The sequence below is a fragment of the Pseudomonas sp. 2995-1 genome, assembly GCF_002742505.1.
In the GTDB taxonomy this organism is placed as follows: Bacteria; Pseudomonadota; Gammaproteobacteria; order Pseudomonadales; family Pseudomonadaceae; genus Aquipseudomonas; species Aquipseudomonas sivasensis.
In genome coordinates, this window is sequence record NZ_LJSA01000332.1 from 662279 (window position 1) to 682879 (window position 20601).

The window sequence follows — 20601 nt, forward strand, 5'->3', positions numbered from 1 at the left end:
AAATTCACCTGTTACTTGGGCTGCGATTTAAAGAGCGGGAGTATACCCGATTCGGCCGCGCCACCATCCCCTGGAGCCTTATGCCACGCTGCTTTTGGTGTTCTGAAGATCCGCTGTACATGGCTTATCACGATCAGGAGTGGGGAACGCCGCTACGCGATGCGCAGGGTTTGTTCGAGTTGCTTTTACTCGAAGGGTTCCAGGCGGGCCTTTCCTGGATCACCGTTTTACGCAAACGCGAGCATTATCGAAAGGTCTTGTTCGGTTTTGATCCGCAGCGGTTGGCGCAATTGAGCGATGACGAGATCGAAGCGCTGATGCTCGACCCAGGTATCGTGCGCAACCGCCTCAAGCTCAACGCCACCCGGCGCAACGCTGCGGCTTGGCTGGCGCTGGAGGACCCGGTGGGGTTGCTCTGGTCGTTTGTCGGCGGGGTGCCCAAGGTCAACCATTTCAAGGACCGCAGCGAAGTGCCGGCGATTACGCCGGAGGCTGAAGCCATGAGCAAAGCACTCAAGAAAGCCGGTTTCACCTTTGTTGGCCCGACCATCTGTTACGCGTTCATGCAGGCCTCTGGCATGGTCATGGACCACACTCAGGACTGCGACCGTTACGCGGACTTGGTCAACGCCGGTTAGAATGCGCGCTTTGCGCACCACACACGATCAGGAGTGACCTGTGGAAAAGTTTAAAGGCGCCTTGCTGGTAGGCGCTCTTCGGTTGTTTGCCCTGCTGCCATGGCGCGCAGTGCAAGCCGTGGGTTCGGCCATCGGCTGGATCATGTGGAAAACCCCCAACCGATCCCGCGAAACGGTGCGGATCAACCTATCAAAATGCTTTCCGGACATGGACCCCGCCGCTCGGGAGCGCCTGGTCGGCCAAAGCCTGATGGACATCGGCAAGTCCCTGACTGAAAGCGCCTGCGCCTGGATCTGGCCGGCCCAGCGTTCCATCGACCTAGTGCGTGAAGTCGAAGGCCTGGAAGTGCTGCACGAAGCCCTGGCCTCGGGCAAAGGCGTAGTCGGCATCACCAGCCACCTGGGCAACTGGGAAGTGTTGAACCACTTTTACTGCAACCAGTGCAAACCGATCATTTTTTACCGCCCGCCCAAGCTCAAGGCAGTGGATGAGTTGCTGCGCAAGCAGCGCGTGCAGTTGGGCAACCGTGTGGCGGCTTCCACTAAGGAAGGCATCCTCAGTGTGATCAAGGAAGTGCGTAAAGGTGGCCAAGTGGGTATTCCCGCTGACCCGGAGCCGGCGGAATCGGCGGGGATCTTCGTGCCATTCTTTGCAACCCAGGCGCTCACCAGCAAGTTCGTGCCGAATATGCTCGCGGGCCATAAGGCGGTCGGTGTATTCCTGCATGCCCTGCGACTGCCGGATGGTTCGGGCTACAAAGTGATCCTGGAAGCGGCGCCGGAAGACATGTACAGCACCGACACTGCCACGTCTTGCGCCGCGATGAGCAAGGTCGTTGAGCGTTATGTCGGCGCCTACCCGAGCCAGTACATGTGGAGCATGAAGCGCTTCAAGAAACGCCCGCCGGGTGAAGAGCGGTGGTATTGACCCAAAGACAATACAAAACCAAATGTGGGAGGGGCGGTGCGACGATTCGACTTGCCCCTCCCACATTTTCGATCTGCTTAGCTTTGGCGGTCGAGTTTCTTCAGGAACACCGTCATCTCTTTCTCGGCCTGCTTGTCGCCATGGGCCTGGGCCGCGTCAACGCCCTTCTCCCACGCCTGTCGCGCTGCGGAGTTATCACCCTGGCCTAACTGTGCCTTGCCCAACAACTTCCACGCCGCCGAATACTTCGGATCGAACTCGACGCATTTCTGCAAATGCTCCGCCGCCTTGGCGTTGTCCTTCAGATCCAAATAACCCTTGCCCAGTCCAAAGCGCAGCAGCGAGTTATCCACACCCTTGGCGAGCATTTTTTCCAGGGATTCGAGCATGTCGGTCACTCCGGTTGATCAGAAAAAGCTCAATCCCACGTGGAACAACTTCTCCACATCGCGGATATGTTTTTTATCCACCAGGAACAGGATCACGTGGTCACCCGTGGCGATCATCGTATCGTCGTGGGCAATGATCACCTCTTCGTCACGAATGATCGCGCCAATGGTTGTGCCCGGCGGCAGGCCGATATCGCGGATGGCTTTGCCGATCACTTTGCTCGACTTCGAATCCCCATGGGCGATCGCCTCAATGGCTTCCGCCGCGCCGCGCCGCAGGGAGTGCACGCTGACGATATCGCCACGGCGTACGTGGGCCAGCAAGGTGCCGATGGTCGCCAGTTGCGGGCTGATGGCGATGTCGATATCGCCGCCCTGGATCAGGTCGACATAGGCCGGGTTGTTGATGATGGTCATCACCTTCTTCGCCCCCAGTCGCTTGGCCAGCAGCGACGACATGATGTTGGCTTCGTCATCGTTGGTCAGGGCCAGGAAGATGTCGGCGTCGGCGATGTTCTCTTCCATCAACAGGTCGCGGTCCGAGGCGCTGCCTTGCAGGACGACGGTGCTGTCGAGGGTGTCGGACAAATGCCGGCAGCGCGCCGGATTCATCTCGATGATCTTCACTTGGTAACGACTCTCGATGGCCTCGGCCAGCCGCTCGCCGATCTGGCCGCCGCCGGCGATAACGATGCGCTTGTAGTTCTCGTCGAGCCGGCGCATTTCGCTCATGACGGCGCGAATATTCGCTTTGGCCGCGATGAAAAACACCTCGTCGTCGGCTTCGATCACTGTATCGCCCTGCGGCAGGATCGGCCGGTCACGCCGAAAAATCGCCGCTACGCGGGTTTCCACATTGGGCATGTGTTCACGCAGTTGGCGCAGTTGTTGGCCGACCAGTGGACCGCCGTAATAGGCCTTCACTGCGACCAATTGGGCTTTGCCACCGGCGAAGTCGATCACCTGCAAGGCGCCCGGGATTTCGATCAGGCGCTTGATGTAGTGGGTCACCACTTGCTCAGGACTGATGAGCACATCTACAGGAATGGCGTCGTTATCGAACAGACCGGCGCGGGTCAGGTAGGCGGCTTCGCGGACCCGGGCGATCTTGGTCGGGGTGTGGAACAGGGTATGGGCGACTTGGCAGGCGACCATATTGGTCTCGTCGCTGTTGGTCACGGCCACGAGCATGTCGGCATCGTCGGCACCGGCCTGACGCAGCACCGTAGGAAACGATGCACGACCTTGTACGGTGCGGATATCCAGGCGGTCGCCCAAGTCGCGCAGGCGTTCGCTATCGGTGTCGACCACGGTAATGTCGTTGGCTTCACTGGCCAAATGTTCGGCCAGTGTGCCGCCGACCTGCCCTGCCCCAAGGATGATGATTTTCATCCGGTCACTCCCTCAATAACCATTCAGCCACGCGCGGCGGCGATCTTGATCAGTTTGGCGTAGTAGAAGCCATCGTGTCCGCCTTCTTGCGCGAGCAGTTGGCGACCGTGAGGCTGCTTGATACCGGCCGTCGTGGCGAGATCCAGCTCACGGGCGCCGCTGGTGCGAGCGAGGAAGGCTTCGATCACCTCAGTGTTTTCGGTGGGCAATGTCGAGCAGGTGGCGTAGAGCAGGATGCCGCCGACTTCGAGGGTCGGCCACATCGCGTCCAACAGTTCACCTTGCAGCGCGGCCAGGGCGGCGATGTCGTCGGGTTGGCGTGTGAGCTTGATGTCCGGGTGGCGGCGGATCACACCGGTCGCGGAGCAAGGCGCGTCCAGCAGAATGCGCTGGAACGGTTTGCCGTCCCACCATGCGGCGGTGTCACGGCCGTCGGCGGCGATCAGTTCGGCGCTCAGGCCCAGGCGTGCGAGGTTTTCCCTTACACGCACGAGGCGCTTGGCTTCCAGGTCAACAGCGACGACACCGGCCAAGCCTTTTTCGACTTCCAGGATGTGACATGTCTTACCGCCTGGTGCACAACAAGCGTCCAGCACGCGCTGGCCCGGTGCCAGATCGAGCAGGTCGGCGGCCAGTTGCGCGGCTTCGTCCTGCACACTGATCCAACCCTCGGCAAAGCCCGGCAGGCTGCGTACATCGGCGGCGGCCTCCAGCACGATGCCGTCGGTGCTGTACACGCACGGCGTCGCGTTGATGCCTGCGGCCGTCAGCAATTGCAGGTACGCGTCACGGCTGTGATGGCGACGGTTGACCCGCAGGATCATCGGCGGGTGCGCATTGTTCGCCGCGCAAATGGCTTCCCACTGCTCGGGCCAGAACGCCTTGAGGGATTTTTGCAGCCAGCGCGGGTGGGCGGTGCGCACTACCGGGTCATGTTCCAGCTCCGCCAGCAGCGCCTCGCTTTCGCGTTGGGCACGGCGCAGCACAGCGTTGAGCAGGGCCTTGGCCCAAGGTTTTTTCAGCTTGTCGGCGCATCCGACGGTTTCACCGATGGCGGCGTGGGCCGGCACGCGGGTGTAGAGCAACTGATAAAGCCCCACCAGCAACAGCGCCTCGACGTCAGCATCGGCCGCCTTGAAAGGCTTTTGCAGCAGCTTGGCCGCCAGCGCCGACAAACGAGGTTGCCAACGGGCGGTGCCAAAGGCCAGGTCCTGGGTGAAGCCGCGGTCACGGTCTTCGACTTTATCCAACTGCGTGGGCAGTGAACTGTTCAGCGAAGCCTTGCCGTTGAGTACGGCGGCGAGAGCCTTGGCGGCGGCCAGACGTGGGTTCATTGCGCGGCCACCCCAAGTACAGTGCCCAGGGAAAATTTCTCACGACGGCTGTTGAACAAGTCGCTGAAATTCAGCGCCTTGCCGCCGGGTAATTGCAGACGCGTCAGGCACAGCGCCTGTTCACCGCAGGCGACCAACAGGCCTTCCTTGCTGGCGCCGATTATCTCGCCGGGGGCGCCTTTGCCGTCCGCCAAATGGGCAGCCAACACTTTCAAGGCTTCGCCGTTGAGGGTGCTGTGGCAGACCGGCCACGGGTTGAAGGCACGCACCAGCCGTTCCAGCTCCACCGCCGGGCGGCTCCAGTCGATGCGTGCTTCGTCTTTGTTCAATTTGTGGGCGTAGGTGGCCAGGCTATCGTCCTGCACTTCGCCTTCCAAGGTGCCTTCGGCGAGGCCGGCGATGGCATGGATGACGGCAGTTGGGCCCATTTCGGCCAGGCGGTCGTGCAGGCTGCCGCCAGTGTCTTCGGCGGTGATCGGCGTAACCACTTTGAGCAGCATCGGGCCGGTGTCCAAACCTGCCTCCATGCGCATCACGGTCACACCGCTTTGCGCATCACCGGCTTCCACCGCTCGCTGGATCGGCGCCGCACCGCGCCAGCGTGGCAGCAGCGACGCATGGCTGTTGATGCAACCCAGGCGCGGGATATCCAGCACCACTTGCGGCAGGATCAAGCCGTAAGCCACCACCACCAGTAGGTCAGGGCTGAGCGCAGCCAGCTCGGCCTGGGCCTCGGCGTTGCGCAGGGTAGGCGGCTGCAGTACAGGAATGTTGTGCTCAAGCGCCAACTGCTTGACCGGGCTCGGCATCAGTTTTTGCCCGCGACCGGCCGGGCGATCCGGCTGGGTATACACCGCAATGACATCGTGAGGGCTGGCAAGCAGCGCCTTGAGGTGTTCGGCGGCGAATTCAGGGGTGCCGGCAAAAACAATGCGCAATGGCTCGGTCATGGGAAGTCTCGGTTAAAAACAGTCACAAAAGAAAAAGGCTTGCCGCAGCAAGCCTTTGGAAGGAGGGCATCAAGCTTGCTGGCGATGCTTTTTTTCCAGCTTCTTCTTGATCCTGTCGCGCTTGAGCGTGGACAGGTAATCGACAAATAGTTTGCCGTTGAGGTGGTCGCATTCGTGCTGGATGCACACTGCCAGCAGGCCTTCGGCAATCAGCTCGAACGGCTTACCGTCACGGTCCAAGGCTTTGATCTTCACGCGCAGCGGGCGCTCGACGTTCTCGTAGAACTCCGGCACCGACAGGCAACCTTCCTGATATTCGCCCATCTCTTCGGTCAGTGGTTCGAACTCAGGGTTGATGTACACCATCGGCTCGCTACGGTCTTCCGACAGGTCCATGACCACGACGCGCTGATGCACGTTGACCTGGGTGGCGGCGAGGCCAATGCCCGGGGCTTCATACATTGTTTCAAACATGTCATCGACCAACTGACGAACCTTGTCGTCCACTACGGCCACCGGTTTGGCGATCGTGCGCAGGCGCGAGTCGGGGAATTCGAGGATGTTCAAAATAGCCATAAGCGTAATTGCTGCACATGTGAGGTAAAGGCAAATCGGCGGTGGGATGGACCCATACGGCCGGTGTGAAAGGTTCGAAAGCCGCGAAGGCTCTGGCATTTCACGCGAACGCACATAATAAAGGAGATTCACCCCATGAGGAAATCGCTACTCGTCTTGCTGCTATGGGCCCCGTTCGCCGCAGCCCTGCTTCCCCAACCTGGCTCGCGTCTGGATCAACCGACGCAACAGGCCATTCAGCGGTTTTTATTGCATAACCGTATTCTTGATACGCCTCAGGATCTGGACAATGCGCCTTACATTGTCGCGACCGACGGCGGGCGCGTGCTGGGGGCCAATGGCGAACGTGTGCACGCCAGAGGCGACCTGGATCCGGCCCAGCCAAGCTATGGGATCTTTCGCCGAGGCAAGGTCTACGCCGACCCCCAAACGCAGGAATTGCTGGGTATCAACGCCGATGACATCGGTACCGCGCGCTTTGTGATGGCGGGCGACCTCACCACCCTCGCTGTGCAACGGGTAACTCAGGAGGTACGCCCTGGCGACCGCCTGCTCCGCGCGCAATTGCCTACGGCGCTGGAGCCCGTAAAGTCAGCGCCTTTCATCGAAGGAAAAATCATCGATATCCCCAGGGGCGTCACCCAGATTGGCGTGCTGGACGCCGTCACCCTGAGTAAAGGCCGGCGCGACGGTCTGATGGAGGGTCAACTGCTGACCGTCATTAAAACCGGCGCCACCGTCCGCGACCCGCTCACCGGTGTTCCCACGAAGCTACCCGATGAGCGCGCCGGCACTCTGCTGGTGTTCCGCACCTACGAAAAACTCAGTTATGGCCTGGTTCTCAGCGCCTCACGCCCGTTGGCAGTCATGGACCGTTTCGAGACTGCTGCGCAAACGCAATAAATAGCCTGCTAAATAAGTTACCAACAGAGTTATCCACAGCTTGTTCCGGTCAAGGATGATCAGATGTTTCCGATAAACAGCAGTGAAATTTCCCCTTCAGAACTGGAGGCCCGACTACGCTTGCACAGGCTGCCAGAAGTAGGCCCGAAGCGTTTTAGGTTGTTGATCGAAGCGTTCGGCAGCGCTTCAAAGGCCATCAGCGCGCCTGCCAGTGCCTGGCGTGCACTGGGCTTGCCACCCATCAGCGCAGACGCTCGCCGCAGTCCCGAAATCCGAGATGGCGCCAGTGAGTCATTGGCGTGGTTGAGTCGTCCGGCCCAGCATTTGCTGATGTGGGACCAGCCTGAGTACCCGGCATTACTAGCCCAGATCGACGATGCGCCACCGCTGTTATTCGTCGCTGGCGACCCTTCAATCCTCGAAAAACCTCAACTGGCGATGGTCGGCAGCCGGCGCGCGTCGCGCCCTGGCATGGACACCGCTGCCGCTTTTTCCCGTAGTTTGGCCAGCGCCGGTTTTGTCATCACCAGTGGCCTCGCACTGGGTATCGACGGCGCGGCGCATCAGGCGGCATTGGATGTGGGTGGACACACCATCGGCGTGCTTGGCACCGGCCTGGAAAATGTTTATCCACAGCGCCATCGACGGCTCGCAGAGGCGATGATTGCCCAGGGCAGCGCAGTGATTTCCGAGTTCCCACTGGACGCTGGGCCTCAGGCGAGCAACTTTCCGCGGCGCAATCGAATCATCAGTGGTCTGTCGCTGGGCGTGCTGGTGGTGGAAGCCAGTGTGGCCAGTGGCTCGCTGATCACCGCGAAGCTGGCTGCCGAGCAAGGCCGGGAGGTGTATGCCATCCCGGGCTCCATCCATCACCCTGGGGCCAAAGGCTGTCATCAGTTGATCCGCGATGGTGCAATGCTGGTGGAAACCATTGAGCACATCCTCGAAGGCTTGCGGGGCTGGCAGGCTTTGTCGCGCCCGGCGCCGATGCCGGTGATCCATCCGCTGGTGGCGTTGCTGCACGCGGCGCCCCACACCAGCGAAGCCCTGGCGATTGCCAGCGGTCGGCCTTTGTCCCAAGTGTTGGCGACCCTCACGGAGCTGGAGCTTGAAGGCCAGGTGATTTGCGAAAGCGGTCGCTGGCTGGCGCGTGGTCAGCTTTTATAGCTGCCGGTTTTTTGGAACTAGGTTTTGTAAAGAAGATCGGTAAACTGCCCAGAGCTTTAGTCCGGAGAATGAGCAATGGTCAACAGGTGGCGTGTGTTGGAAACCGCACGAGAAATTCGCGCAGGCGCGGTGATTGCCTATCCAACCGAGGCGGTATGGGGCTTGGGCTGCGACCCGTGGAATGAAGAAGCAGTCGACCGTTTGCTCGCCATCAAGAATCGCTCGGTGGACAAGGGCCTGATCCTGGTGGCCGACAACATTCGTCAGTTTGATTTTCTCTTCGAAGATTTCCCCCAAGACTGGATCGACCGTATGGCCAGCACCTGGCCAGGGCCGAACACTTGGCTGGTGCCCCATCAGGACTTGCTGCCGGCATGGGTGACCGGTGTGCACGACACGGTCGCGCTACGGGTTACTGACCATCCGCTTGTGCGGGATTTGTGTTCGCTGGTCGGGCCGTTGATTTCCACGTCGGCCAACCCTCAAGGCCGCCCGGCTGCGCGCTCGCGGATTCGCGTGGAGCAGTATTTCCGTGGTCAGGTCGACTTGGTACTGGGCGGTGCCCTCGGCGGTCGCAAGAATCCAAGCCTGATTCGTAATCTGGCAACCGGTGAGGTGGTGCGACCGTCGTAATACTGAGGTGTGGCTGATCGCCGGCAAGGCACCTCCTACAGAGGATTGCGTGCTCTTGCCGGCGATAGCGTTCTGAAGCCTTACGGCAACAGGATGGTCGACCCAGTGGTACGCCGCGCCGACAACTCCGTCTGTGCCTTCGCCGCTTCCGCCAGCGAATACCGCTGGTTGATATCAATGCGCACCTTGCCGCTCTGGATCATCGAAAACAGATCATCCGCCATCGCCTGCAAGTTCGCCGGGTTGTTGGCGTAGGTCGCCAGGGTCGGTCGTGTCACGTACAGCGAGCCCTTGGCCGAGAGTATCCCCAAGTTCACCCCATCCACCGCGCCCGAGGCATTGCCAAAGCTCACCACCAACCCACGGGGCGCCGCGCTGTCCAGGGAAGTCAGCCACGTGTCCTTGCCGACACCGTCGTACACCACCGGGACCTTTTTGCCGTCGGTCAATTCCAGCACGCGCTGTGCGACGTTTTCCTTGCTGTAGTCGATGGTTTCCCAGGCACCGAGGGATTTGGCCAAAGCGGCTTTCTCTGGCGAACTCACGGTACCGATCAACTTCACGCCGAGCGCCTTGGCCCATTGGCAGGCCAGGGAGCCCACGCCACCGGCAGCAGCGTGGAACAGGATGGTCTCGCCGCCCTTCAGTTCATAGGTCTGGCGCAACAGGTACTGCACGGTCAGGCCCTTGAGCATGGCACCGGCGGCTTGTTCGAAGCTGATGTCGTCCGGCAGGTGCACCAGGTTAGCGGCGGGCAGTACGTGCAGTTCGCTGTACGCGCCGAGCGGGCCGCTGCCGTAGGCCACGCGGTCGCCGACCTTGAATTGGGTGACTTCGCTGCCAACCGCGTCAACTACGCCGGCGCCTTCTGCGCCCAGACCGGACGGCAAGGCCGGTGGTGCGTACAGGCCGCTGCGGAAATAGGTGTCGATGAAGTTCAGGCCAATGGCCTCGTTACGCACACGAACCTGCTGCGGGCCCGGCTCCGCCGGCGTGTAGTCCACATATTCAAGTACATCGGGGCCGCCATGGGCGCTGAACTGGATACGTTTGGCCATCTGCACTTCTCCTTGGGTCGAATTCGCGTAGCCCCCTATCGGACTCCTAAGCTTGATCTTCGTCAACTGCGACGGCATAGGGTGCAGTGGTATCCTGTGCGCCCATTTGCCGCCGACGCCCAATGGCCTCGCGTAGCTTTGCCCGATTCAAGGTGATGCCATGACTACCCGCACCGAGGCTGTAAAGGCCTACCTGCTTGACCTGCAAGACCGCATTTGCAGCGCCCTGGAAACCTTTGAGACGGACACTCGCTTTATCGAAGACGCCTGGACCCGGCCTGCCGGCGGTGGCGGTCGCACCCGTGTGATCGAAAACGGTTCGGTGATCGAAAAAGGCGGCGTTAACTTTTCTCACGTATTCGGCAGCGGCCTGCCACCATCCGCCAGCGCACACCGCCCAGAGCTGGCCGGTCGTGGCTTTGAAGCCCTCGGCGTGTCGCTGGTGATCCACCCGCACAACCCTCATGTGCCGACGTCCCATGCCAACGTGCGTTTTTTCATCGCTGAAAAAGAAGGCGAAGAGCCGGTGTGGTGGTTCGGTGGTGGCTTTGACCTCACTCCGTATTACGGCAACGAAGAAGACTGCATCCACTGGCACCGTGTTGCCGAGCAGGCCTGCGCACCTTTTGGCCCGGACGTGTACTCGCGCTACAAGGCCTGGTGTGACACCTACTTCCATATCAAGCATCGCAACGAACCCCGTGGTATCGGCGGCCTGTTTTTCGATGACTTGAACGAGTGGGACTTCGACACCTGCTTCGCCTTCATCCGCGCCATCGGCGATGCCTATATCGATGCTTATCTGCCGATCGTGCAGCGTCGCAAAGCCATGGCCTATACCGAGCAGCAGCGCCAGTTTCAGGAATTCCGTCGTGGCCGCTATGTTGAATTCAACCTGGTCTACGACCGTGGCACCCTATTTGGTCTGCAATCGGGCGGGCGTACCGAATCGATCCTGATGTCGCTGCCGCCGCAAGTGCGCTGGAGCTATGACTGGAAGGCCGAGGCCGGCAGCGAAGAGGCGCGGCTCACTGATTACTTCCTGCAAGACCGCGACTGGCTTGGCGTTGTCGCGCCTAAGGCGGCGGTCTGATGGATCGTTATGTTGTCTTCGGCAACCCCATCGGTCACAGCAAGTCGCCGCTGATTCACCGCATGTTCGCCGAGCAGACCGGCGAACAATTGGACTACAGCACTTTGCTTGCGCCCTTGGAGGATTTCACCGGTTGTGCCCGTGAGTTTTTCCAGCAAGGCCGTGGCGCTAACGTCACCGTACCGTTCAAGGAAGACGCTTACCGTCTGGCCAATAGCCTCACCGAGCGCGCCCAACGCGCCGGTGCGGTGAACACCCTGAGCAAGTTGGCCGATGGCACGCTGCTGGGTGATAACACCGACGGCGCGGGCCTGGTGCGCGACCTGACGGTAAACGCCGGGTTGAGCCTGCAAGGCAAACGCATCCTGTTGCTGGGTGCCGGTGGCGCGGTACGCGGGGCGTTGGAACCGTTGCTGGCTGAGCGTCCTGCTTCATTGATCATCGCCAATCGCACTGTGGAAAAGGCTGAATTGCTCGCCGAGTTGTTCGACGACTTGGGCCCGGTGTCGGCCAGTGGTTTCGACTGGCTGCGTGAGCCGGTGGACGTAATCATCAATGCCACGTCTGCCAGCCTGTCAGGCGATTTACCGCCGATTGCCGGCAGCTTGATAGAACCGGGCAAGACCTTTTGCTACGACATGATGTATGCCAAGGAGCCGACCGCGTTTTGCCGCTGGGCGGCTGAGCAAGGTGCAGCTGTGGCAATGGATGGCCTGGGCATGCTGGTTGAACAGGCCGCTGAAGCGTTCTTTCTATGGCGCGGTGTGCGCCCGGATTCGGCGCCGGTGTTGGCTGAACTGCGCCGTCAGTTGGCGCAGTAATCAATCTTCAAACTGGATGGGGCAGTTATCGGCCCCTTCCAGTTTCTTCAGCTCTTCAACCACCTGCGGCCGTGCCCCGCGTAATGTCAGGCTACGCCCCAACCCCTTCAATCTCCGCGCCTCCTGGTGCAGCATCTCTACCCCGGAATAGTCGATAAAGTTGATCTGCTGCGCCTCGATCACCACCCGCTTGCCCTGCAAACTTTGCAGGCGCACTTGCAGGTAATGGCTGGCGCCAAAAAAGATCGAGCCGCCGACTCGCAATATATCTTCGTCACCGTCTCGCCATTGTTGAACCCGTGGCTGCGACGTGCGTTTGAGATAGAAAAACAGCGACGCCAGCACTCCCGCATAGATCGCCGTTTGCAGCTCCAGTAATAACGTGGCGACACAGGTCAGGCTCATCACCACAAACTCTGCACGGCTGACGCGAAACAGCGCGCGAATAGCACGATGATCCACCAAGCCCCAGCAAATCAGCAGGATGCTCGCCGCCATGCTCGGAATTGGAATATGCGCGATCAATGCCGCACCAAATAACGCAAACAGCGCCACCCATAACGCGGAAAACACCCCGGCCAAAGGCGAGCAGGCACCTGCCTCGTAGCTGAGGCCTGAGCGGGTAAAGGAACCGGCCGACAGATAGCCGGAGAAAAATCCGCCGACGATATTGGATAAACCCTGCGCGCGAACTTCCTGATTCGCGTCGAGCAACTGTTGGGAACGAGCCGACAGCGAGCGGGCAATCGACAGGCTGGTCACCAGTCCCAGCATGCCCACCGCCACGGCACTGGGCAGCAGGCGCAGGATCATGTCCAGGTCCAACGGTAACGGGCTGAACGGCGGCAGTTTGCCGATAAACGAACTGACCAACGCCACATGCCCGAGCATCGCCGGCCACAGCCATGCCGCGAGGCTGCTCAACGTCAGTGCGATCAACAGTGTCGGCCAGCGTGGCACCAGGTACTTGAGCAATGCGCCCACCAGCAAGGTGCACAAGCCCAAGGCGAGTGAAGCGTGGTCCCATTCGCCGCCATGGTCGATCAACGCCAGCAGGCTATTGATCGCCGTCGCCTGGCTCGGCAAGTCCAGCCCCAGCAGATTGGGTAGCTGCCCGAGCGCGATTACTATTGCGGCGCCTAAAGTGAACCCCAGCACCACCGAGTGAGACACAAAGTTCACCAGCGCGCCAAAGCGCAGCATTCCCAGTAACCACTGGAACACGCCCGCGATGAACGTCAGCAACAGGATCAAAGTGATGTAGTCCTGCGATCCCGGTACGGCCAGTGGACTGACGCTGGCATACAGCACGATGGAAATCGCCGCCGTCGGGCCGCAAATCAGGTGCCAGGACGAGCCCCACAAGCAGGCAATCAGTACCGGAATGATTGCGGCATACAGGCCGTATTCCGGTGGGAGGCCGGCGATCAATGCGTAGGCAATCGACTGCGGCAGGGCAAGTACGGCGCCACTGAGGCCGACCAGCGCGTCCCGGCCCACAGTGGCTCGGGTTTGACGCGGGAGCCAGCTGAGGAAGGGGAAGAGTGTATGGCGGTTGGGCCGGGGCATTTATAACTCGGCTGAAAAGGTTTGACTCAGGGTATCAGTACACACTGGTCCTTGTGGGAGGGGGCTTGCTCCCGATATAGGTGGACCCGTCTAAATCTCTCTGACTGGCACTCCGCTATCGGGAGCAAGCCCCCTCCCACATTGGAATAGCGCAAGGCCCTAGAGTTTGGCCTTTACTGCCGGCAACGCGTCCTTGCCATCCACGGTTTTCACACCGTCCAACCATTTATCCAGCACCGCCGGGTTCGCCTTGATCCACGCCTTCGCCGCTTCGGCATTGCTGACCTTTTTATTAACCACCTCAGCCATGATGCTGTTCTCCATCTCCTGGGTGAAACTCAGGTTGGTCAGCAGTTTTCCTACGTTTGGGCAGGCTTGTGCATAACCTTTGCGGGTCAAGGTATAAACGCTGCCGGTGTCACCAAAATACTTTTCCCCACCTTTGAGGTAGTGCATTTTCAACTGCACGTTCATCGGATGCGGGGTCCAACCGAGGAAGGTGACGAAGCGCTGTTTCTTCACCGCCCGCGACACTTCCGCGAGCATCGCTTGTTCGCTGGACTCGACCAGCTTCCATTGGCCCAGATCAAAGTCATTCTTCTTGATGATCTCCTGCAACGAGATATTCGCCGGCGCGCCGGAGCCGATGCCGTAGATCTTCTTGTCGAACTTGTCGGCAAATTTGTTCAGGTCGGCGAAGTCATGCACACCCGCGTCCCACACGTAGTCCGGCACGGCGAGGGTGAACTCGGTGCCGTCGAGGTTTTTCGCCAGTTGCACCACATCGCCATTGGCCACGAACTTGTCGTAAAAACCCTGCTGCGCGGGCATCCAGTTGCCGAGGAACACATCCACCTGGCCGTCTTTGAGCCCGCCGAAGGTAATCGGCACCGCCAGGGTGTCGACCTTGGGTTTGTAGCCCATGCCCGTCAGCAGAAAACCGGTGATGGCATTGGTGGCCGCGATATCGCTCCAGCCCGGATCGGCCATTTTTACGGCTTCACAGCTGGTGTCTGCATACACATTGGCGCTGCCCAGCACCAGCATGCCCACTATCACAGATAACTTTTGCATGGCCTTCCCTCTGTATTTATTGGTTTTGGCAGGGTTGTGGATAACGTGCCTTGCGCTCCAGGTCATCGAGGTCGATATGGTTGCGCATGTATTGCTGACTGGCGTCGACCAGTGGCTGGTGATCCCAGCTCTTCAGCTTGCCTTGGGTCAGCGCCTCAAACACCAGGCGTCGACGGCGTTGGCTGGCGAGCACCTGCTGGTGGATCGCCGCGATGTCCCATTTGGCCCGCGCCTCAGCCAGGAAGGCGTCGAACAGTGCCCGGTGCTGCGGCGACTGGCTGAGTTCTTCCTGCTCCTGTGGGTCGTTGTGAACATCGAACAATAGACAAGGGTCGTCTTCGCTGTAGATGAATTTGTAGGCGCCACGGCGAATCATCATCAGCGGGCTGATGGTGCCTTCGGCCATGTATTCGCCGAACACTTCGTCGTGCCCGCCCTGCCCTTGCAAGTGCGGGATCAGCGAGCGGCCATCGAGTGGCAGGTGTGGGTCGAGTTGACCGCCGGCCAGTTCCACCAGGGTCGGCAGCAGGTCGGCGGTGGACACGGCGTTGGACACGCGGCCCGCCGCAAACTGCCCCGGAGCGCAGATCAGCAGCGGCACGCGGGCTGCCATTTCAAACCAGTGCATTTTGTACCAGAGGCCGCGCTCGCCGAGCATGTCGCCGTGGTCGCCGGAGAACACGATAACTGTGTCGTCGGCCAGGCCGGTGTCTTCCAGGGTTTGCAGCAGCTTGCCGACATTGCTGTCGATGTAACTGCAGGCGCCAAAGTAAGCCCGGCGCGCATCGCGGATCTTATCCACAGGCAGCGGCTTGTCCCACAGGTCATAGACCTTGAGCAGGCGCTGGGAATGCGGGTCGAGATCACTTTGCGCGGGCGTTGCAGGCAAAGGAATGTCGTTGTCGTCGTACAGATCCCAGAACGGCTTGGGAATGGTGTACGGGTCGTGGGGATGGGTCATGGATACGGTCAGGCAGAACGGCTGGTCGCCGTCCTCACGAATATGGTCGAATAGGTACTGCTGGGCCTTGAACACCACCTCTTCGTCAAAATCCAGCTGATTGGTGCGCACGCAAGGACCTGCTTGCAGCACCGAGGACATGTTGTGGTACCAGCTGGGGCGCACGTCCGGCTCGTCCCAGTTCACTGCCCAGCCGTAGTCGGCGGGGTAGATGTCGCTGGTCAGGCGTTCCTCGTAGCCGTGCAGTTGGTCGGGGCCGCAGAAATGCATCTTGCCCGACAGTGCAGTGCGGTAACCGAGACGACGCAGGTAGTGAGCGTAGGTCGGTACATCGGCGGGGAAATCAGCCGCGTTGTCGTAGGCGCCAATCTTGCTCGGCAATTGGCCGCTGACCAAGGTAAAGCGCGACGGCGCGCACAGCGGGCTGTTGCAATAGGCGGCGTCGAACACCACGCCTTGCTCGGCGAGGCGGCTCAGATTCGGCAGCTTGATCGGGGAGGAACCGTAGAACGGCAGCATCGGCGCGGCCATTTGATCGGCCATGATGAAAAGAATGTTCTTGCGCTTCATGGGTTCTCGGCATTCCATAGGCGGTGTTTATGCGATTGAGCATGCGGCCCATGGAAAATGGGGTAAAGCCCATGAAAAGCAATGTCTAGGATAAGCACAGCTTATGTATGAATCCCTTGGTGACCTGTCCCTCGACCTGCTGCGCGCGTTTGAAGCGGCGGCACGTCATCGCAGCTTTACCGCCGCCGCGATGGAACTGGGCACCACTCAACCAGCGATCAGCCAGCAGATCAAGCGCCTGGAAGAACAGTTGGCGGTCCGCCTGTTTGATCGCATCTACCGCGGCATCGAACTGACGGACGCCGGCGCCTTGCTGTTCGAGCATGTGCAGGGCGGTTTGCAGGCCATTAACCACGGCTTGAGCGTGATCACCCAGCAGGACCAGCACGAAGTGCTGCAAGTGGCCACAGACTTTGCGTTCGCTGCCTACTGGCTGATGCCGCGCCTGCATCGCTTCCACGCCGCCAATCCGCAGGTGGACGTGAGCCTGGTGACCAGCGAGCGCAACCACGCCACCTTGCGCAGCGATATCGACGTGGCGGTGCTGTTTGGCGATGGCCGCTTCAAGCAGGGCGACAGCCTGTGGCTGTTCAATGAGGAAGTGTTCCCGGTGTGCAGCCCGCAGTGGCTCAAGGACCAATCCGCGCCGCTGACGTTACAGAATCTGCACGATGTGCCTTTGCTGCACTTGCGCCAGGAAAACAACAGCCAGTGGTTCGACTGGAGTGGCGTATTCCGCGAGCTGGGCATCAGCGCTGCGCCCACTCCCGGCCAGCTTCGCTTCGACAACTACACCTTGCTGATCCAGGCAGCGATTGCCGGCCAAGGGGTGGCGATCGGCTGGCGCCATTTGGTGGATAACCTGCTGGAACAGAACTGGTTGTGCCGACCGATCGGCAACACGGTGATTTCGCGCTTTGGCTATTACGTGGTGCAGCCCCAGCGCAAGCGGCGTGGACAGTTGGTCGAACGTTTCGTCGACTGGTTGCAGGCAGAACAGGCCAGCAGCGCGCAGTCCCTGACCGGACTGGCCCTGCCGTCGATTGCGGTCTAGGATTTGCCGCACATTGGATCCGGAGTCCGTCATGCAACGTATCAAGGGTTACCACGCCCATATCTACTTCGACGCAAGCACCATTGAGCAGGCGCGCACCCTGTGCGAAGACGCCGCCAAACTCTTCCCACTGCGTATGGGACGTGTGCACGAAAAACCCGTAGGCCCACACCCGGACTGGAGCTGCCAGTTGGCGTTCGACCCCGAATACATCGGCGTGGTGCTGCCGTGGCTGGTGATCCATCGCAACGGTTTGGTGGTGTTCCTGCACCCTGATACCGGTGATGACTTGAAGGATCACACCGACTACGCGATCTGGATGGGTGCGATGCGCGAGCTGGACCTGTCGGTTTTTTAACCTCTCTTTATCAGATGAAACCCGTTCCTTCGCGCAGTAAAAGGCGAGGAAGTTGTAGGATTTATCTTGCTTCGTCTCACTATATGGGACTGTTATTTATATATTGAGATATATCCGGCCATAGGTTTATATTCGCCCATCTGCTTTTTTCAGCACCCACTCATTTCAGGTGAAGCAATGCAGGCGCAATTGATCGCGCTCGATTGGGGGACCAGCTCCCTTCGTGCTTATAAACTCGGCCCCGCGGGCGTAGTGCTGGAACAGCGCTCGCTGGCGTCGGGCATCATGCATTTGCCCAGCGAGCCCCGGGACATCGCCGGTGTGCGCTGCAGCGATGGCTTCGAGTTGGCGTTCGATACGGCGTGCGGCGATTGGCTCGACGCCCAACCCAATCTTGCGGTGATTGCCTGCGGCATGGTCGGCAGCGCCCAAGGCTGGAGCGAAGCGGCGTATCGCAGCACGCCGGTCGACGTCGCCAGCCTGGGCAAGGCGTTGCACACGGTACGCAGCCTGCGCGGTGTCGATGTGCATATCGTGCCCGGCGTGATCGAGCAGGTCGGCTTGCCCAACGTGATGCGCGGCGAAGAAACCCAGGTGCTGGGTGTGCTGCAAAGCCTGTCGGTCGCTGGTGAATTGCTGATCGGCCTGCCCGGCAGTCATTCCAAATGGGTCGAGGTGGTGGAAGGTTGCATCACCCACTTCGATACCTTCATGACCGGTGAACTGTTCGCGGTGCTGAGCAAGCACAGCCTCTTGGGGCGTACGCAAAAGGTATCCGAGCAGTTCCAGGCCGAGGCTTTCGACCGCGGCGTTCAAGTGGCGCTGTCAAAAGATGGCCAGCGCGGCGTGCTGTCGACCTTGTTCAGTGCGCGCACCCTGGGCCTGACCGCCGAACTCACCCCTGAGCAGCAGCCCGATTACTTATCCGGCCTGCTGATCGGTCATGAACTGGCCGGCTTGCCAGTCAGTGCACGGCACATCCCCATCATCCTGGTAGGCGCCGGCCCGCTGTGCGTGCGCTACCAACGCGCCCTCGCCCTCTGCGGTTTCACCCACGTCAGCCTGGCGCAGGAAGCGACCGAGCGCGGCCTGTGGCAACTGGCAGTGGCCGCCGGGCTCACTCAACCTGCAACGGAGGCCTGACATGCTCAAGCAAGCACTCGCACAAAACGGTTTGATCGCGATCCTGCGCGGCCTGCGCCCTGACGAAGCCCAGGCGGTCGGCCAGGTGCTGTACGACGCCGGTTTTCGTGTGATCGAAGTCCCGCTGAATTCGCCGGACCCTTACACCAGCATCCGCACCCTGCGCGACAGCCTGCCCGCCGATTGCCTGATCGGCGCCGGGACGGTGTTGACGCCGGAGCAGGTCGAGCAGGTCAAAGCCGCTGGAGGCCAGGTGATCGTTATGCCCCACAGCGATGCCAAGGTCTTGCGCGCCGCGAAAGCCGCAGGCCTGTACCTGTCGCCGGGTGTGGCTACGCCCACCGAAGCGTTCGCCGCGCTGGACGAAGGCGCCGACGTGTTGAAGCTGTTCCCGGCCGAGCAAATGGGCCCTGCGGTGATCAAGGCGTGGCTTGCAGTATTGCCAGCCGGCACGCTGTTGCTGCCGGTGGGCGGCATCACCCCGGACAACATGCAGGTGTTTACCGATGCCGGCGCCAAAGGGTTCGGGCTGGGTTCCGGGTTGTTCAAACCGGGTATGACAGTGGATCAGGTAGCGAGCCGCGCCCAAGCGTATGTCGCCGCATGGAAAGCCCTGAGCTGATATCAAGTTCCGCGCCCCTGGCGCTGCATCTATAAGAGAGATAACAGATGAAAATCACCAAACTGACGACCTTTATCGTCCCGCCGCGCTGGTGCTTCCTCAAGGTTGAAACCGACCAGGGCGTGACCGGTTGGGGTGAGCCCGTGGTCGAAGGCCGCGCACACACTGTGGCGGCTGCCGTTGAAGAACTGTCCGACTACCTGATCGGCAAAGACCCACGCAATATCGAAGACATCTGGACCGTGCTCTACCGCGGCGGCTTCTACCGTGGCGGCGCTGTTCACATGAGCGCCCTCGCGGGTATCGATCAGGCGCTGTGGGACATCAAGGGCAAGGCCCTCGGTGTGTCCGTCAGCGACCTGTTGGGTGGCCAGGTGCGCGACAAGATTCGCGTGTACTCGTGGATCGGCGGCGACCGCCCGGCCGACACCGCCCGCGCTGCCAAAGAGGCCGTGGCTCGCGGTTTTACCGCCGTGAAAATGAACGGCACCGAAGAATTGCAGTTCGTCGACAGCTTCGAAAAAGTCGACCTGGCCCTGGCCAACGTGGCTGCCGTGCGTGATGCGGTCGGCCCTAACGTGGGCATCGGCGTCGACTTCCATGGCCGGGTGCACAAGCCCATGGCCAAGGTACTGATGAAAGAGCTGGACCCGTACAAGCTGATGTTTATCGAAGAGCCGGTGCTCAGCGAAAACTACGAAGCGCTCAAGGAACTGGCACCGCTGACCAGCACGCCGATTGCCCTGGGCGAGCGCCTGTTCTCGCGTTGGGACTTCAAGCGCGTGCTCAGTGAAGGCTACGTCGACATCATCCAGCCGGATGCCTCCCACGCCGGCGGCATCACCGAAACCCGCAAGATCGCCAACATGGCCGAAGCCTACGACGTGGCCCTGGCCCTGCACTGCCCGCTGGGCCCGATCGCCCTGGCGGCGTGCCTGCAACTGGATGCGGTTTGCTACAACGCGTTTATCCAGGAGCAAAGCCTGGGCATTCACTACAACGAGAGCAATGACCTGCTCGACTATGTGCGTGATCCGGGCGTGTTCGACTATGACCAGGGTTTCGTGAAGATCCCTAACGGGCCGGGCCTGGGCATTGAGATCAACGAGGAATACGTGATCGAACGCGCCGCCATTGGCCACCGCTGGCGCAACCCGATCTGGCGTCATGCTGATGGCAGCTTTGCCGAGTGGTAATAGCCTCTGACTGAATCAATGCGGTCAAAAAATGTGGGAGGGGGCTTGCCCCCGATAGTGGTGTGTCAGCTAGCACATCCATAGCAGGCAGACTGCAATCGGGGGCAAGCCCCCTCCCACAGGTTGATCCGATTTCTTCAGCCAGCTCAGTTTCAGTCCTCAACAAACATAA

Annotated in this window: 21 protein-coding genes; 12 read left to right on the forward strand and 9 right to left on the reverse strand. The window is 60.6% G+C overall.

From position 1 onward, the window contains the following. Positions 1–80: 80 nt before the first annotated feature. Positions 81–638, forward strand: coding sequence for a DNA-3-methyladenine glycosylase I (locus AOA61_RS12000; protein ID WP_099601810.1), 558 nt, complete (start codon positions 81–83; stop codon positions 636–638). 40 nt (positions 639–678) lie between these two features. Next, the gene (locus AOA61_RS12005) at positions 679–1566 is read left to right on the forward strand and encodes a lysophospholipid acyltransferase (RefSeq protein ID WP_032885142.1); all 888 of its coding nucleotides are present in this window, start codon (positions 679–681) and stop codon (positions 1564–1566) included. Between the two features lie 77 nt (positions 1567–1643). Here AOA61_RS12005 and AOA61_RS12010 read toward each other — a convergent pair whose 3' ends face one another. The 5 genes from AOA61_RS12010 to def form a co-directional block, all read right to left on the reverse strand. Further along, positions 1644–1955, reverse strand: a complete 312-nt coding sequence (locus AOA61_RS12010) for a lipopolysaccharide assembly protein LapB (RefSeq protein ID WP_099601811.1) — start codon at positions 1953–1955, stop codon at positions 1644–1646. 18 nt (positions 1956–1973) lie between these two features. Continuing rightward, entirely contained in the window at positions 1974–3347 is a 1374-nt protein-coding gene (gene trkA / locus AOA61_RS12015; protein WP_032885140.1) for a Trk system potassium transporter TrkA, read from the reverse strand. A gap of 23 nt (positions 3348–3370) precedes the next feature. Further along, on the reverse strand, positions 3371–4681 hold the full coding sequence (gene rsmB, locus AOA61_RS12020; RefSeq protein WP_032885139.1) for a 16S rRNA (cytosine(967)-C(5))-methyltransferase RsmB: 1311 nt from the start codon (positions 4679–4681) through the stop codon (positions 3371–3373). Next, a complete protein-coding gene (gene fmt / locus AOA61_RS12025) occupies positions 4678–5631 on the reverse strand; it encodes a methionyl-tRNA formyltransferase (protein WP_099601812.1) in 954 nt (317 codons plus the stop codon). Before fmt ends, rsmB begins: the two co-directional genes overlap by 4 nt. Before the next feature lie 69 nt (positions 5632–5700). Further along, complete coding sequence (gene def, locus AOA61_RS12030; protein WP_032885135.1) at positions 5701–6207, reverse strand: peptide deformylase; 507 nt, start codon at positions 6205–6207, stop codon at positions 5701–5703. 135 nt (positions 6208–6342) lie between these two features. Between def and AOA61_RS12035 the strand changes: the two genes are divergently transcribed. The 3 genes from AOA61_RS12035 (at position 6343) to AOA61_RS12045 (ending at position 8910) form a co-directional block, all read left to right on the forward strand. Further along, on the forward strand, positions 6343–7110 hold the full coding sequence (locus AOA61_RS12035) for a peptidoglycan-binding protein (RefSeq protein WP_099601813.1): 768 nt from the start codon (positions 6343–6345) through the stop codon (positions 7108–7110). A gap of 63 nt (positions 7111–7173) precedes the next feature. After that, positions 7174–8277, forward strand: coding sequence for a DNA-processing protein DprA (dprA, locus tag AOA61_RS12040; RefSeq protein WP_099601814.1), 1104 nt, complete (start codon positions 7174–7176; stop codon positions 8275–8277). Positions 8278–8352: 75 nt separating this feature from the next. After that, positions 8353–8910 carry an L-threonylcarbamoyladenylate synthase gene (locus AOA61_RS12045; RefSeq protein ID WP_032885130.1) on the forward strand — a complete coding sequence of 186 codons (558 nt, stop codon included), beginning with the start codon at positions 8353–8355 and terminating at the stop codon, positions 8908–8910. A gap of 80 nt (positions 8911–8990) precedes the next feature. On the opposite strand, the gene AOA61_RS12050 is transcribed toward AOA61_RS12045, so the two are convergent. Continuing rightward, positions 8991–9968 carry a quinone oxidoreductase gene (locus AOA61_RS12050; protein WP_099601815.1) on the reverse strand — a complete coding sequence of 326 codons (978 nt, stop codon included), beginning with the start codon at positions 9966–9968 and terminating at the stop codon, positions 8991–8993. A 160-nt stretch (positions 9969–10128) separates the two neighbouring features. Here AOA61_RS12050 and hemF point away from each other — a divergent pair, with 160 nt between their 5' ends. Beyond that, on the forward strand, positions 10129–11061 hold the full coding sequence (gene hemF, locus AOA61_RS12055; RefSeq protein ID WP_032885127.1) for an oxygen-dependent coproporphyrinogen oxidase: 933 nt from the start codon (positions 10129–10131) through the stop codon (positions 11059–11061). Further along, positions 11061–11882 (forward strand): shikimate dehydrogenase, encoded by an 822-nt coding sequence (aroE, locus tag AOA61_RS12060; protein WP_032885125.1) that lies wholly within the window; start codon positions 11061–11063, stop codon positions 11880–11882. Before hemF ends, aroE begins: the two co-directional genes overlap by 1 nt. Here aroE and AOA61_RS12065 read toward each other — a convergent pair whose 3' ends face one another. The 3 genes from AOA61_RS12065 to betC all read right to left on the reverse strand — a co-directional run bounded on the left by AOA61_RS12065 (position 11883) and on the right by betC (position 16056). Further along, on the reverse strand, positions 11883–13451 hold the full coding sequence (locus AOA61_RS12065) for a SulP family inorganic anion transporter (RefSeq protein WP_099601816.1): 1569 nt from the start codon (positions 13449–13451) through the stop codon (positions 11883–11885). A 159-nt stretch (positions 13452–13610) separates the two neighbouring features. Continuing rightward, the gene (gene choX, locus AOA61_RS12070) at positions 13611–14525 is read right to left on the reverse strand and encodes a choline ABC transporter substrate-binding protein (protein WP_099601817.1); all 915 of its coding nucleotides are present in this window, start codon (positions 14523–14525) and stop codon (positions 13611–13613) included. A gap of 16 nt (positions 14526–14541) precedes the next feature. Further along, positions 14542–16056 (reverse strand): choline-sulfatase, encoded by a 1515-nt coding sequence (gene betC / locus AOA61_RS12075; protein ID WP_099601818.1) that lies wholly within the window; start codon positions 16054–16056, stop codon positions 14542–14544. A 103-nt stretch (positions 16057–16159) separates the two neighbouring features. On the opposite strand from betC, the gene AOA61_RS12080 reads away from it, so the two are divergent. From AOA61_RS12080 to dgoD, 5 genes are all read left to right on the forward strand, one after another. Beyond that, the gene (locus AOA61_RS12080; protein WP_099601819.1) at positions 16160–17110 is read left to right on the forward strand and encodes a LysR family transcriptional regulator; all 951 of its coding nucleotides are present in this window, start codon (positions 16160–16162) and stop codon (positions 17108–17110) included. Between the two features lie 31 nt (positions 17111–17141). After that, positions 17142–17468: a DOPA 4,5-dioxygenase family protein gene (locus tag AOA61_RS12085; RefSeq protein WP_032885120.1), complete on the forward strand. Its 327-nt coding sequence runs from the start codon at positions 17142–17144 to the stop codon at positions 17466–17468. Positions 17469–17645: 177 nt separating this feature from the next. Then, a complete protein-coding gene (locus AOA61_RS12090) occupies positions 17646–18611 on the forward strand; it encodes a 2-dehydro-3-deoxygalactonokinase (protein ID WP_099601820.1) in 966 nt (321 codons plus the stop codon). Between the two features lies 1 nt (position 18612). Beyond that, a complete protein-coding gene (locus AOA61_RS12095; RefSeq protein WP_099601821.1) occupies positions 18613–19233 on the forward strand; it encodes a 2-dehydro-3-deoxy-6-phosphogalactonate aldolase in 621 nt (206 codons plus the stop codon). Positions 19234–19280: 47 nt separating this feature from the next. Next, a complete protein-coding gene (dgoD, locus tag AOA61_RS12100) occupies positions 19281–20429 on the forward strand; it encodes a galactonate dehydratase (protein WP_003170741.1) in 1149 nt (382 codons plus the stop codon). Positions 20430–20601: the final 172 nt, after the last annotated feature.

Coding starts and splice junctions, on each gene's coding strand:
- AOA61_RS12090 (WP_099601820.1), top strand. CDS start 17,646: ATGCAGGCGCAATTGATCGCGCTCGATTGGGGGACCAGCTCCCTTCGT.
- aroE (WP_032885125.1), top strand. CDS start 11,061: ATGGATCGTTATGTTGTCTTCGGCAACCCCATCGGTCACAGCAAGTCG.
- def (WP_032885135.1), bottom strand. CDS start 6,207: ATGGCTATTTTGAACATCCTCGAATTCCCCGACTCGCGCCTGCGCACG.
- AOA61_RS12065 (WP_099601816.1), bottom strand. CDS start 13,451: ATGCCCCGGCCCAACCGCCATACACTCTTCCCCTTCCTCAGCTGGCTC.
- choX (WP_099601817.1), bottom strand. CDS start 14,525: ATGCAAAAGTTATCTGTGATAGTGGGCATGCTGGTGCTGGGCAGCGCC.
- trkA (WP_032885140.1), bottom strand. CDS start 3,347: ATGAAAATCATCATCCTTGGGGCAGGGCAGGTCGGCGGCACACTGGCC.
- AOA61_RS12035 (WP_099601813.1), top strand. CDS start 6,343: ATGAGGAAATCGCTACTCGTCTTGCTGCTATGGGCCCCGTTCGCCGCA.
- AOA61_RS12010 (WP_099601811.1), bottom strand. CDS start 1,955: ATGCTCGAATCCCTGGAAAAAATGCTCGCCAAGGGTGTGGATAACTCG.
- dprA (WP_099601814.1), top strand. CDS start 7,174: ATGTTTCCGATAAACAGCAGTGAAATTTCCCCTTCAGAACTGGAGGCC.
- betC (WP_099601818.1), bottom strand. CDS start 16,056: ATGAAGCGCAAGAACATTCTTTTCATCATGGCCGATCAAATGGCCGCG.
- AOA61_RS12080 (WP_099601819.1), top strand. CDS start 16,160: ATGTATGAATCCCTTGGTGACCTGTCCCTCGACCTGCTGCGCGCGTTT.
- dgoD (WP_003170741.1), top strand. CDS start 19,281: ATGAAAATCACCAAACTGACGACCTTTATCGTCCCGCCGCGCTGGTGC.
- AOA61_RS12095 (WP_099601821.1), top strand. CDS start 18,613: ATGCTCAAGCAAGCACTCGCACAAAACGGTTTGATCGCGATCCTGCGC.
- AOA61_RS12085 (WP_032885120.1), top strand. CDS start 17,142: ATGCAACGTATCAAGGGTTACCACGCCCATATCTACTTCGACGCAAGC.
- AOA61_RS12045 (WP_032885130.1), top strand. CDS start 8,353: ATGGTCAACAGGTGGCGTGTGTTGGAAACCGCACGAGAAATTCGCGCA.
- AOA61_RS12050 (WP_099601815.1), bottom strand. CDS start 9,968: ATGGCCAAACGTATCCAGTTCAGCGCCCATGGCGGCCCCGATGTACTT.
- rsmB (WP_032885139.1), bottom strand. CDS start 4,681: ATGAACCCACGTCTGGCCGCCGCCAAGGCTCTCGCCGCCGTACTCAAC.
- fmt (WP_099601812.1), bottom strand. CDS start 5,631: ATGACCGAGCCATTGCGCATTGTTTTTGCCGGCACCCCTGAATTCGCC.
- hemF (WP_032885127.1), top strand. CDS start 10,129: ATGACTACCCGCACCGAGGCTGTAAAGGCCTACCTGCTTGACCTGCAA.
- AOA61_RS12000 (WP_099601810.1), top strand. CDS start 81: ATGCCACGCTGCTTTTGGTGTTCTGAAGATCCGCTGTACATGGCTTAT.